This window comes from Nocardia sp. NPDC058519, assembly GCF_042719755.1.
Lineage (GTDB): Bacteria > Actinomycetota > Actinomycetes > Mycobacteriales > Mycobacteriaceae > Nocardia.
The window spans coordinates 55,437-69,973 of the sequence record NZ_JBHXNK010000026.1 but is presented as its reverse complement, the minus strand read 5'-3'; the positions used below and the strand labels follow the sequence as shown (position 1 = coordinate 69,973).

At 70.3% G+C, this 14,537-nt stretch carries 2 protein-coding genes; both read left to right on the top strand.

Annotated features, from left to right (window positions below; all coding sequences use genetic code 11):
- Positions 1-460: 460 nt before the first annotated feature.
- On the top strand, positions 461-1,150 hold the full coding sequence (locus ACFWPK_RS25680; RefSeq protein ID WP_378919874.1) for a DUF6875 domain-containing protein: 690 nt from the start codon (positions 461-463) through the stop codon (positions 1,148-1,150).
- Positions 1,147-14,532 carry an amino acid adenylation domain-containing protein gene (locus ACFWPK_RS25675; protein WP_378919872.1) on the top strand — a complete coding sequence of 4,462 codons (13,386 nt, stop codon included), beginning with the start codon at positions 1,147-1,149 and terminating at the stop codon, positions 14,530-14,532. The genes ACFWPK_RS25680 and ACFWPK_RS25675 overlap by 4 nt, the downstream gene beginning before the upstream one ends.
- The last annotated feature ends 5 nt before the right edge of the window (positions 14,533-14,537 follow it).

Here is a 14,537-nt window from a genome sequence, read left to right as displayed (position 1 = left end):
CCGGGGAACGCCGGATTCCGGCCGATTCCGCGGCGTTACCTCGATCGTGGCCGCTTACCGGGGTAATAACGACCGAAACGTAGCCGCGATTTGAACGGACGATGTATCGGGAAATTGAACCGATATCGTAGGGTTATTTATTCGTAGCTCAGTGGCGATTCGTTTCGCACCTTCCGTGCCATATACCAGGACAGGTGGGATCAATCTGAGCCGGTTGGGGCGAGTGTATGTGGCCGATGTCGATCCTCCTGACTAGATAGTGGCTGTGACCTGGCCATTAGTCCGTCTATCGCAGGAGTCGGCAAATGTTGTGCAGCGCTGAAATATCGAGTGTAACGAGCTCGACCGTAATTCGAGTGGTCCACTACTCGCGTGCGGAGTCCCGCTTCCGCGGGATTCTAGACCTCGTGATGTAGCGAGGTGAATTATGAGCGATGTAATTTCTGGAACCCGTTCTGGAATGAGTTGGCTTCCCCTGTCCAGTTCCGGGGACGGCTCGACGTTCATGCAGGAGCTGCTGGATCGGCTCCGAGGGTGGGCGCACGATCATCTGACTCAGCCGCTGGACGTGATCGGCCGGGAGGGCCCGGTCTGTCCGTATGTCGGCCCATCGCTGCGACGTGACCTGACCTGGGTCGGCCGGGTCGCGGGCGCACAGCCGTGGTCGCCCTATGTGCGGTTGGTCCTCTCGGACGCGCTGGAGCTGTTCCCGACCCTGCCGCCGGACACGGGCGGCTCCACGGTGCTGCGCTGTCTGGTGACCGCTCTGCCCGATCTGCACGACTACTCGCTGATCGACGAGCTGCACGACGAGCTCAAGTCGGAGTTCGTCGAACAGGGGCTGATGCTCGGGCAGTTCTATCCCGGGTGCACCCAGCCCGGCCTGTGGAACAAGGACTACCACCCGCTCGACGCGCCGATTCCGATGCTGGTGGTGCGCACGATGATGGCCACCGACTTCCCGTTCCTGCTCTCGCGCCCCGAGTGGATGTCGGCCTACGTCAAGAAGTTCGCGCCCAGCCTGCCCGCGCACGTCCGCAGTGTTGTGGTGTCCAGGCTCATCGCGAGCGAGAGCATCGAGGTACCCGAGTACCACCTCATCGAGGAGCGGATGCCGCAGACGGTCGGCGCGGAGAGACCACGGCGATGACCCGCGAAATCTCCACCGCGCCGGATACCGAGCCGGCCGCGGTGGAGGAGTTTTCGCTCTCGCCGGCCCAGCTGGGCATGTGGTACGCCCAGCAGCTCGACCCGACTGTGCCGCTGTACGAGGCGCAGTACATCGACATGCGCGGCCCGCTCGACATCGACACCCTCGTCACGGTGTCACAGCAGGTGGGTCGCGAGTTCGAGTCGGCCCTGCTGCGGCTGGTCGACACCGATGACGGGCCGCACCAGGTCGTCGACCGGCGGATCGAGCTGACGATGTCGCACCTGGACTTCAGCGCGGCCGCCGATCCCGAGGCCGAGGCGATCCGGTGGATGCGCGCCGACGTCGCGGCGCCGATCGACCTGCTGGGTGACCGGCTGGGGGCGTCGGTCCTGATCCGGATCGGACCGCAGCGGGTGCTGTGGTACTCGCGTGCGCACCACATCGTGGTCGACGGCTTCGCGTCCGTGACGGCTCTGTACCGGGTGGCGGAGCTCTACAACGCCGCACTGGACGGGCAGCACCCGCCGCCGTGCAAGGCCGCGAGCCTGCACACGATGCACGATGCGGAGCTGCGCTACCGCGACAGCACGCGCTTCGTCAGCGACGGCGAATACTGGGCACAGAAGATCGCGGACATGCCGCAGCGGTGCAGTCTGGTCGACGCCGCCGCACCCGCGCACGCGCTCGGCAGACAGCACCGCGCGGAGCTGTCGGCGGCGACGAAGGCGCGCCTGGACGCGGCCGCCGCGCGCTTCGACGTCGGGACGCCGGGGCTGGCGATGGCGGCACTGGCGGTGTACTACGCGCAGGCGACCAGCAGCGAGGACATCGTGCTGAGCCTGCCGGTATCGGGCCGCACCACCGCGGTGCTGCGCAGATCCGGCGGCATGCTGGCCAATGTGGTGCCCTTGCGGGTGCCGGTCCGTGCCGACAGCACCGTCGCCGACCTGGTCGACGCGATCCGGGTGGAGGTCTCGGGTGCGCTGCGCCATCAGCAGTTTCGGCACGAGGAGATCCGCCACGGCGGGGCCGACGGCGACTCGGCGGGCGGGCGTGGCTTCGTCGGCCCGGTGGTCAACATCATGCTGTTCCCGACCGAGGTCGACTTCACCGGCGTGGAGACGAGCCTGCACGTGCTCACCTCGGGACCGATCGAGGACCTGTTCGTCAACTTCTATCAGCACGGCGCGAGCAGTCCCATCCACGTGGACTTCACCGCGAATCCCGACCTCTACGACTCGCAGAGCCTGGCCCGGCATCACCGGCGATTCCTCGCGCTGCTCGAGGCGATGATCGACGCCGAACCGGACACCGAGGTGCGTTCGCTCGAGTACTTTCTCCCTGATGAGCTGCCGCTGCGCTCGGGTCTGCGCGGTGCGCCCGCTCCCGCGCCGCGGCTGCTCGCGGACGTGCTCGATGAGGGCATGCGGGCTGCGGGGCATGCGGCGACGGCGGTGGTGTCCGGCGAGCGGGAGCTCACCTACGGTGCGCTGGAACAGGTTTCGGCCCGGTTGGCGCGTCGGCTCGTCGCGTCGGGGGCTGGTCCGGAGTCCGCGGTGCTCGTGGCGTTGCCGCGGTCGGTGGAGTCGGTGGTGGCGTTCTGGGGTGTCGTCCGATCGGGGGCGGCGTATGTGCCGGTCGGCATTTCGAACCCGGCCGAGCGCTTGGCGGTGATGGCGTCGGAATGCGGTGCGCGGCTGGGCATCACGACGGTGAGCAGGCGGCATGAGCTGCCAGACTCGGTGACCTGGATCGTGCTGGACGACCTCGGCGACGACGATGCCACCGGGCCGCTGCCACGCCCACGGATCGAGAATCCCGCCTACATCGTGTTCACCTCCGGCTCCACCGGCACACCCAAAGGTGTTGTGGTCACGCACGCGGGGATCGCCACGCTGGCCTCGGCGGTGCGCGATACCTACGGCGCGGATCGGCACTCGCGCGTACTGCACTGTCTCAACCCGAGTTTCGACGCGTCGCTGCTCGAGCTGCTGGTCGCCTTCACCGCGGGCGCGACGCTGGTGATCGCCGACGCCGACTCCGTAGCGGGCGCGGATCTGGCCACGGTGATCCGCGAGTCGTCGATCACCCACCTGTGCTCGACGCCCGCCGTGCTGACGACGCTGGCGCCCGGCGCGCTCGACGGCGTGTGCGCGGTATCCACCGGCGGCGAGGCATGCCCGCCGGAGGTGGTGGCGCGCTTCGGTTCCGGTCGCGCCCTGGTGAATTCGTACGGTCCGTCGGAAACCACCGTGGCGGCCACCTTCACGGCACCGCTGGCGACCGGTGACTGTGCGGGCATCGGATCGCCCGTGCCCGGTGTGACTCTGCATGTCCTCGATCGCCGGATGCGGCCGGTGCCGGCCGGAACTCCCGGGGAGCTGTTCATCGCGGGCCCCGGCCTTGCTCGCGGGTACGCGGGCCGTCCCGGCGCCACCGCGCTGCGCTTGATCGCCGATCCGTTCGGCGCCGCGGGCAGCCGTCTGTATCGCACGGGCGATCTGGTCCGCTGGCGCGCGGTCGAGGAGCCCGAACCCGACGGCGCCCCGTTCGTCCTGGAGTACTCGGGCCGTAGCGACTTCCAGGTGAAACTCCGTGGCATGCGGGTGGAGCCGGGCGAAGTCGATGCGGTGCTCGCCACCTGTCCCGGCGTGGAATTCGCGGTGACGGTGGTGCGGACCGGTTCGTCGGGCCGTGCCATGCTCGCCTCGTATGTGGTGCCCACCTACGAGGCGGGTCGGCTCGACAGCACGGCTCTGCGGGAGTTCTGTCTGCACCGATTGCCCGCGCACCTGGTGCCCGGCGCCGTCACGGTGCTCGACGCGTTGCCGCTGACCGGCAACGGCAAGGTCGATCGGCAGGCACTACCTGAGCCCGACAGCACACCACCGACGCCGCGTGCGGGCGAATCCGAGGTAGAGCAGGCGCTGTGCGCGTTGTTCGCCGAGGCGCTCGGTGTGCCGGAGGTCGGCGCCGAGACGTCGTTCTTCGCGCTCGGCGGCGACTCGATCCTGTCGATCCAGCTGGTGGCCAGGGGTCGGGACGCGGGCCTGGTCTTCTCGGCGCGGGATGTGTTCGAGCATCCGACCCCGGCCGGGCTGGCCGCCGCCGTCGGGGCACCCGGCGAGCGGGTCGTCCTGCGTGAAATGCCCGGCGGCGGTGTAGGTTCCGTGCCCCGCACGCCGATCGTGGACTGGCTCCTCACCCAGCCCGGCTGGCAGCGGTTCGCCCAGACGATGGTGCTGGCGCTGCCGGACACCGTCGAGCGTGTCCCGTTGCAGCGCACGCTGCAAGCGATCATCGACCACCACGACATGCTGCGCGTGCGGGTGGTCGACGGCGCGCGGCTCGAGGTCGCTACGCCCGCGACGATCGACGCGGCCGCGGTTGTCGACCAGGTGCGGTGCGAGCGGATCGATTCGTCAACACTCGACAGGGCGGCAGCGGCGGCGGTGGAGCGGCTCGACCCCGGTGCTGGGGTGGTCCTCGCCGCTACCTGGCTCGACCCAGGCGGTCCCGGCGGACGACTCGTCCTAGCAGTGCACCACCTGGCTGTCGACGCGGTGTCCTGGCGCATCCTGGTCGCCGATCTGATGACCGCCTGGGCCGCGGTGACCGAGGGCGCCGCCCCGCAGCTGCCACCGGTCGGCACCTCCATGCGCACCTGGGCGCACGCGCTCGACGCTGCCGCGAGCGCCGAGGAATGGACCGATGAGCTCGACTACTGGCGCCGCGTGCTCGACACCACGGACCCGCGGCTCGGCGATCGCCCACTCGACCCGGCCCGGGATATCGGTGCCGCAGTCGATCGCATCGAGATCCGGATTCCGGCCGAGACGAGCGCCCAGCTGGTCGGATTCCTGCCGACCGCGCTGCGCTGCGGCGTCGAGGAGGCGCTGCTCGCCGCCCTGGTCTCGGCGCTGACCGAGCACCGCGGAGCGCCGGGACCCTCGTTGCTCATGCTGGAGCGGCACGGCCGCGACGAGACCGCCGTGCCCGGTGCCGACCTGTCGCGCACCGTCGGCTGGTTCACCAGTCAGTTCCCGATCGCGCTCGACCTCGGCGCCGACCCGGATCCGGTGAACGTGGTCGCCGCGGTGAAGGAGCAGTTGCGCGCGGTGCCGCACGGCGGGTTCGGCTTCGGCCTGTTGCGTCACCTGAGCACTGCCGCGGTGAAGGAACAGCTGGACCATGTGCGGTCCAGGGGTACGCCGCAGGTCGGGTTCAACTATCTGGGCCAGATCTCCGGCACCGACGCAGGCATTCCGTGGCTGCCGGTCGATGTGGCGGACCGGCTCGGTGGGGCGGGTGATGCCGAGCTTCCCGCGTCGGCGGTACTGGCCATCGACGCGGTGACGATCGACGAGCCCGACGGGCCTGTGGTGCACGCGGTGTGGAGGTTCCCGTCCGAAGTGATCAGTCGCGCAGAAGTGGAACAGATTGTTCGGCACTGGGTTTCGACGGTGACCGCGATCGCGGACGCTGTCGCCGAGCCGGGCGCCGGTGGCCTGACACCGTCGGATATCGCGTTGGTGCCGGTCACCGGTCCACAATTGGCCGACTGGCGGCGCCGCTATCCCGGCATCGAAGACGTCTGGCCGCTCGCGCCGTTGCAGCAGGGCCTGCTGTTCCACACTCGGCTCACCGCAGGTCACACCGACAAGTACGCGGTGCAGGCCGTCTTCGAGCTGGATGGCGAGGTGGATCTCGCTCGTCTCGAATCAGCCGCCACGGCACTCGTGCGCAGGCATCCCGCGCTGCGCACCGCCTTCGTCACCACCGCGGACTCGGCGGCCCAGCTGGTGCTCGCCGAGGTCGCCGTGCCGTGGCAGGTGCTCGAGGCGAGCCCGGCCGACTGTGCCGCGATCGCCGCGCGCGAGCTCGCCCGCCCGTTCGACCCGGAACAGCCGCCGCTGCTGCGCTTGCTGTGCGTGCGCTGCGGACCGCGTGATATCCGCCTGATCGTCACCAATCATCATCTGGTGCTCGACGGCTGGTCGATGCCGTTGCTGCTCGGTGAGCTGCTCGCGCTCTACGAAGCCGAGGACGGCGGGCTCGGTGAGCCGGTGTCGTATCTGCGGTATCTGGAGTGGCTCGACCGCCAGGACGCGGCCGCCGCGCGCGTGGCCTGGTCCGAAGCGCTGGCCGGGCTGGCCGGTCCCACTCTGATCACGGCGGTCCGCCCCCCGCGCGGCCATGACGGTGAACCCGGCGAGCTGCGTCGCGAGGTGCCGCTGACACCGGACGCCGTCGCCGCGCTCGCCCGCCATCGCACCGAACGCGGCGTCACCATGAACACGGTCGTGCAGACCGCGTGGGCGCTGCTGCTGGCCGAGCTGACCGGGCACACCGATGTCGTCTTCGGCACCACCGTGTCGGGTCGCCCGCCGGATCTTCCCGGGGCCGAGCGGATCGTCGGCATGCTGGTCAACACGGTCCCGGTGCGGATCGGGCTGGTCCCGGACGAGCCGGTCGGCGAGCTGCTGGCCCGGGTGCAGCGGGAACAGGGCGCGCTCGTCGACCGGAATATCCTGGGACTCACCGAGATACAGGCGCTCGCCGGAGTGGGCCCGTTGTTCGACACCAGCATGGTCTTCGAGTCGTATCCGATGGACATCGAGGCACTGCGGGCGGCTTCCGAGCAGGCCAGTCTGCGGATCCGCGACTTCCACGGCCGCGACGGCACCCACTATCCGCTGTGCCTGGCCGCGGAGGCGCGCGACGGACTGCGGCTCCACCTCACCTGCTCGGACCGGTTCTTCGACGACGCCGAGGCCACCGCGCTGGCGAATCGGCTGGCCCGGATCGTCGCCCGGCTCGCGGATCCGGCGCTGCCGGTCGCGGCGGTGCGCGGCGTGGACGGCGCCGAGATCGTCCGGACCGAGCCGGTGCCGAAGCGCTTGCTGCCCGAGCTGCTGGCCGCAGGCGTACGGCCCGGCGGGATCGCCGTCGTCGGTAACGGCACGGAGCTCGGGTACACCGAGCTCGACGAGCAGTCGAATCGGTTGGCGCGCCAGCTGATCGCCGCAGGTGGTGGACCGGAAGGCGCCGTGCTGATCGCGGTGCCGCGCTCGCCCGAATGGCTGCTCGCCGCATGGGCGATCGCCAAGTCCGGTGCGGCGTTCGTGCCGGTGGATATCGACCACCCGGCCGAGCGCATCGCCACCGTCGCACACGATTGCGGTGCCCGCCTGGGCATTACGCTCGCCGCCTACCGGAAGTTGTTGCCCGACACAGTGTCCTGGGTCGTCATCGACGACGAGCCGACAGCTGCTCGTATCGCCGACCGTCCCGAAGGGCCGGTGCGCGATGCCGAACGGGTTCGTTCGCTGCATGCCGGACATCCCGCCTATCTGATCTACACCTCCGGATCGACCGGCGTCCCCAAGGGGGTGATGGTGACCCATGCCGGGCTCAGCGGACTGGTCGACGGCGTCTCCGCACGCGTACGCCCCGGCCCCGATGATCGCCTCCTGCTGTGCATGAATCCCGCCTTCGACGCGTCGATCCTGGTGTGGCTGACCGGCTGTCACACCGGAGCCACGCTCGTGGTCGCGCCGCCGCAGGCCACGGCGGGCGAACCACTCGCCGAGGTCATCACCACCCACGCGGTGACCCACCTGATCGCACCGCCCGCGGTTCTCACCACGTTGCCCACCGAAGCCGTCGCCCGAGTGCGCACGATCGTCACCGGTGGCGAACCCTGCCCGCCCGAACTGGTCGCGCGTCTGGGCGAGGGCCGGACGATCCTCAACTCCTACGGTCCGGCCGAGTCGACCGTGGCGGTGACCCTGAGCGACCCGCTGACCACCCATGACACGACCGATCTCGGTGCGCCACTGCCGGGTTGCGGCCTCGCGGTCCTGGACCGGTGGCTGCGGCCGATACCGCCCGGCGCGGTCGGGGAGCTGTATCTGATGGGCCCCGGCGTGGCCAGGGGCTACGTGGGTGCGTTCGCGCGCACCGCGGAACGCTTCGTGGCCGACCCGTTCGGCGCGCCCGGCGAACGCATGTACCGCACCGGCGACCTGGTGCGCCTGGCATCGACGAACCGGCTGAGTTACCTGGGGCGCAACGACTCCCAGCTCAAGCTGCACGGAATCCGGGTGGAGCCGGGCGAAGTGGACGCTGCGCTGCTCGCGGCTCCCGGTGTCGCGCTGACCGTCACGGTTCCGTGGCGGGGTCCGAAGGGCGAGCAGACACTGGCGTCCTTTGTCGCCCCGGTCACCGGCGTCGAGTTGACCCCGACAGCGCTGCGCGAGTTCCTGGTGCGGCGGCTGCCCCGGCACCTGGTGCCCGCGACCGTCACCGTGCTGGACGCGCTGCCGGTCACCGGCAACGGCAAGGTCGACGTGCGCGCGCTACCCGAACCCCGGTACACGGCCGCGCCCTACGTGGCGCCGGTCGGCACCGAACGAGTGGTGGCGCAGGCATACGCGGCGGTGCTCGAGCACTCCGAGGTCGGCGCCGACGACGACTTCTTCGCCCTCGGCGGTGACTCGCTGTCGGCGACACGGGTGGCCGCCCGGCTCGGCGCCGAACTCGGCATCGAGGTGCCTGTGCGGCTGCTGTTCGAAGCGCCGACCGTGCACGGCCTCGCTGCCCGGCTCAGCGACGACACCGTGCGCCCCGCCGGTGCGCTCGTCGGCCCGCACGCGGGGCCGCGTCCCGAACGGATTCCGCTCGCGCCCGCCCAGCGGCGCATGTGGTTCGTCAACCAGTACGACCCGTCCTCCGGCGCCTACAACATTCCGGTCGTCCTGCGACTGACGGGACAGCTCGACCTCGCCGCGTTGCGGGCGGCGCTGATCGATGTGGTCGGCCGCCACGAGGCGCTGCGCACGATGTACCCCGATCACGACGGAATCGGCTATCAGGTCGTCGTCGAGCCCGAAGAACTCGACAGCCACGTCGAAACGATCGATATCGCCTCCGGCGACCTACATTCTGCCGTACTTGCCTGCATCACAGAGGGATTCGATGTCGCCGCCGCTGTTCCGATGCGGGTGCGGCTGTTCCGGCTCGCCCCCGAGGAGCACGTCCTCGCGGTGGTGGTGCACCACATCAGCGCGGACGGCTTCTCGATGGGAACGCTGGCACGCGACGTGATGTCCGCCTACACCGCCCGCACCACCGGCGCCGCACCCCAGTGGCCCGCGCCCGCCGTGCAGTTCGCGGATTACACACTCTGGCAACGTGATCGGCTCGGCAGCGCCGACGACCCCGATTCGCTGACGGCCCGGCAGCTGGCGTACTGGACCGAAACCCTTGCCGGACTGCCGGATCGGCTCGAACTACCCGCCGACCGCCCCCGGCCCGCCGTCGCGTCACTGCGTGCGGGCACTGTCGTGCGCACCGTGGAGCCCGACCTGCGGACCGGTCTGGAACACCTCGCGGCCCAACGCCATTGCACCCTGTTCATGGTGCTGCACAGCGCGCTCGCCGTGCTGTTCGCCAGGCTCGGTGGCACCACCGACATCGCCATCGGCACCCCGATCGCCGGGCGCGGCGTCGCCGAACTCGACGACGTCGTCGGCATGTTCGTCAATACCGCGGTGCTGCGCACGGAAGTGCCTGCCGCGCTGCCGTTCACCGACCTGCTCGACCGCGTGCGCGGCACCGATCTGGACGCCTTCGCGCACGCCGAGGTCCCCTTCGAACAACTCGTCGACCTGCTCGAACCCGCTCGTTCTGCGGCGCGGCATCCGCTGATCCAGGCCATGCTGGTGTTCGGGAACCTCGGCCACACCGAGATCGCGCTGCCCGGACTCCGCGTCGAAGCGGTGGACCTTGATCAGCAGAGCCTGCGCTTCGACCTGAGCGTCACGGTCGGTGACGACGGCGTTGACGGGCTGTCGGTCCGGTTCGGTTACGCCACCGACCTTTTCGACGCGAGTACCGCGGCGAGCTTCGCCGAACGCTGGCTCGGCCTCCTGCGCGCCGTGGTGGCCGATCCCGCTGTTCCGGTGGGCGATATCGATCTGCTCGACGCGCGGGAACACGCGGAGCTGCCCGGCAAGGCGGCACCCGCCGTGGCCGCACCGGCCGTCCTGCCCGACCTGCTCGCCACCGCCGTCACCGGAAACCCGGACGGTATCGCCATCGTCGACGGGCCAACCAGGCTCACCTACCGCGAGCTCGACGAACGCTCGAACCGTTTGGCACGGAAGCTGATCCAGGCCGGAGCAGGCCCGGAGAAACTCGTCGTCATTGCCGTACGCCGCAGCGCCGAGTCCGTGCTCGCGGTCTGGGCGGTAGCCAAGACCGGCGCCGCATTCGTCCCCGTCGACCCCGCCTATCCCGCCGAACGCATCGCCCAGATCCTCACCGACTCCGGCGCGTCCCTCGGCATCGCCACGACAGACACCGAATCGATCCGCCCCTGGATCGACACCCCGCCTACCGATACCGGGCTCCGGAGTGTCCGCTGGTTGCTGCTGGACGACCTGGACCCCGCCACCCCGGCCGCACCCATCGACCCCGGCGAACGCCACGCCACACCCCAACTCGCGCACCCGGCGTACGTCATCTTCACATCCGGGTCCACCGGCCGCCCCAAGGGCGTGATCGTCACGCATGCCGGACTGTCGAACCTGGTCGCCGCACAACAGGAACGGCTGGGCACCACGAGCGAATCACGGGTGCTGCATGTCGCCTCTCCCAGCTTCGACGCCGCGGTGCTGGAACTGCTGCTGGCCGCCGGTTCTGCGGCCACGCTGGTGGTCGCGGGCCCGACCGCGTACGGCGGTGCGGAACTGGGGGAGCTGCTGGCCGGCGAACAGGTCACCCACATCGCGCTCACCCCCTCGGCCCTGGCTTCGGTGGACAACGTGGCGCACGAGCACCTGCGGGCGATCATCACCGGCGGCGAACCCTGCCCGCCCGAACTGGTGCAGCGGTGGGCGGCGCCGGATCGCGTGCACTTCAACGACTACGGCCCGACCGAGGCCACCATCTGGGCCACCGGTGCGGGACCATTGGCTCCCGGTGCCGAGATCACCATCGGCACAGCGGTTCCCGGCCTGGCCGCGCTGGTTCTCGACGAGCGGCTCCATCCCGTTCCCGACGGCGTCGCGGGCGAACTGTATCTGGCCGGACCGGCACTCGCCCGTGGCTATCACGGCCGCCCCGACCTCACCGTCGCCCGTTTCGTCGCCGATCCGTACGGTGCACCGGGCGAGCGGATGTATCGCACCGGCGACCTCGTGCGCAGACGCGTTCACGGCCTCGAGTACCTGGGCCGCTCCGATCTACAGGTGAAGCTGCGCGGCCTTCGGATCGAACCGGGCGAGATCGAAGCGGCTCTCACCGCCGACCCTGCGGTGCACCAGGCCGCGGTCACCGTGCACACCGACGCCGCGCTCGGCGAGCTGCTCGTCGCCTACCTGGTACCGGAGCCCTCGGCTCAGTGCGACCCAGATGCGGTGAAAGAGGCACTGGCACTGCGTCTTCCGTCGTACATGGTGCCCACGGCATTTGTCGTCCTCGACGCCTTGCCTCGCACCGGCAACGGCAAACTCGACCACCGCGCGCTGCCCGCCCCCGACATCAGGTCGGGCCGGTTCCGCGCACCCGTCACCGCCACCGAGCGGGCGGTAGCCGACACCTTCGCCGAGCTGCTCGGCGTCCCGAAGGTCGGGCTGGACGACAACTTCTTCGCCCTGGGCGGCAACTCCCTGATCGCCACCAGGATCGCGGCGCGACTCGGCGCCGCCCTCGACGCCCGCATCCCCGTGCGCGTGGTCTTCGACTCGCCGACCGTCGCCGAACTGGCCACCGCCGTGCGCACCGCGGCCACCGCGCGCGGCCCGCGGCCCGGCCCCCGCCACCGCCCCGAACGGGTCCCGCTCTCGGCGGCGCAGCGGCGCATGTGGTTCCTCAACCGGTACGACCCCACCTCCCCGGCCCACAATGTGCCGATCGCGCTGGCGGTCGAGGGCGAACTCGACCTCGCGGCGCTGCAGACCGCGCTGATGGATGTGGTGGCCCGCCACGAATCGCTGCGCACGGTGTACCCGACCGACGCCGACGGCGAGCCGTATCAAGACGTGCGTGCCGTCGCCGCGGCGTATGTGCCGATGCGGGTCGCACCCATCGAGCCGGAACAGATCAGCGACGAGGTCGCCGCCGAAATCACGCGGGGATTCGACCTCACCACCGAACTTCCACTGCGCGTGCGGCTGTTCCGGATCACGGACGACCGGTCGGTGCTGGCGGTGACGCTGCACCACATCGCCTCCGACGGCTGGTCACTGGCACCGCTGACCCGCGACGTGCTGGCGGCGTACGCGGCCAGGCGGGCCGACGCCGAGCCCGCCTGGACCCCGCTGCCGCTGCAATACCCCGACTACGCGCTCTGGCAGCGCGAGCTGCTCGGCGCCGAGGACGATCCGGCCGGCGTGTCGCACCAGCAGCTGGAGTACTGGCGCACCACGCTGGACGGGCTGCCCGAGGTCTCGACGCTGCCCAGTGACCATCCGCGGCCCGCGGTGCGCACCCACCGGGCAGGGCTGGTGGAATTCGAGATCGACGCCGCGATCCAGGTGCGGGTCCGTGAGCTGGCCCGCTGGCACGGTGTCAGCGTGTTCATGGTGGCCCACGCTGCGCTGGCGGTACTGCTGGCCAGACTCTCCGGCACCACCGACGTAGCGATCGGTTCGGTCATCGCCGGCCGCGGCGACGGCGAACTCGACGACCTCGTCGGCATGTTCGTCAACACGCTGGTGCTGCGCAGCCACGTCCACCCCGAGGCCACCTTCGACACGCTGCTCACCGCGACGAAGGACGGCGACCTCGACGCGTTCGGCAACGCCGACGTGCCTTTCGAACGGCTCGTCGAGGTGCTGGCGCCGATCCGGTCGGCTGCGCGCCACCCGCTGTTCCAGGTGCTGCTCGTCTTCCAGAACTTCGAGCGGGAGCAGGTGGAGCTGCCCGGCCTGCGGGTCAGCCCGCTCGAGATGCCGCCCGTCGGCGCGAAATTCGATCTCGAATGGATGCTGGCCGAGAAATTCGGCCCCGATTGCGCGCCCGCGGGCATGTCAGGGATGCTCACCTTCGCCCTCGACCTGTTCGAGGCGCCCACCGCGCGGACGCTGGCGCACCGGTTCGTCGATGTGCTCGACGCGCTCACCGCCGACCCGGGCCTTGTGCTCGGCGACATCGATGTCACCGCGCCACCGGGAACCGTCGTCCATCCGGTCGTGCGCGCACCGGCGCACTGCGTCGACCTGCCCTATCGGCCGCCGGTGACACCCGTCGAGGAAGCGGTCGTCGCCGCGTTCGAATCCGTTCTCGACATCGAGCGAGTCGGCTTGGACGACAACTTCTTCGAACTCGGCGGCACCTCCATGATCGCCATCCGGCTGGTCTCCCAGATCCGTGACCGCCTCGACGTCGCGATGCCGGTGCAGTGGATGTTCGGCGATCCGACGCCCGGCGCGCTCGCCCAGCTCCTCGCCGGGAACGGGGACATGGCCGACCCGGCCCTGCGAACCCTGTTGCCCTTGCGCGCGGGCGGCAGCGGTCCCGCCTTGTTCTGCGTGCACCCGGCGATCGGGGTGGCCTGGTGCTACACGGGTCTGGTCGGGCACCTCGACCCCGACTTCCCGATCTACGGTCTGCAATCGCCCGGAATCGCGGCCGACCGACCCGACCAGCCGCTGCGGGAACGGGTCGCCCACTACGCCGACGAGATCCAGGCGACCCAGCCCGACGGACCGTACCGGCTGCTCGGCTACTCCGCCGGCGGGCCGATCGCGCACGCCGTCGCCGTCGAACTCCAGCGCCGCGGTGCCCGGGTCGACGCGCTGACCATCCTCGACGGCCGCGCCGATGTCGACCCGGCCGGTGCCGCCGAGTTGCCGCCGCCGGAGGTCCTGCTCGCCGAGTTCGGCGGCCTGGACCCGGCGATGCTCGACGGCGACCGACCGCAGGCCGAACAGGCCGCTGAACTTCTCCGCGCCGGCGCGGTCGCCGACGCTCCCGATCGAATCGTGCCGCCAGCGTCGCCGGCCGATTCCGCGGCGGTTCGGGATACCGCCGCACCGCTGCCTGGCGCCGACAACGACGTCGGCGCCGGTAGCCGAGCCGACGGGCTCCTCGGCGCGCTCACCGCGACGGATCTGCGGCGGCTCTACGCCGACTACCAGCAGATAGTGCGCGAGGCCGCCGAGTACGAACCCGAGATGTTCGACGGTGATCTGCTGTTCTTCAGCAGCACCACCGCCCGTCCCGGCTACGAACCCAACGCCGATACCTGGCGCCCCTACGTCAGCGGCGAGATCATCGACAACCAGACCGGCCACGAGCACAACCGGCTCACCAGCCCGGACTCCCTCGCCGTGATCGGCCCGATTCTGGCCGGATACCTACGCGCTTAGGCGTA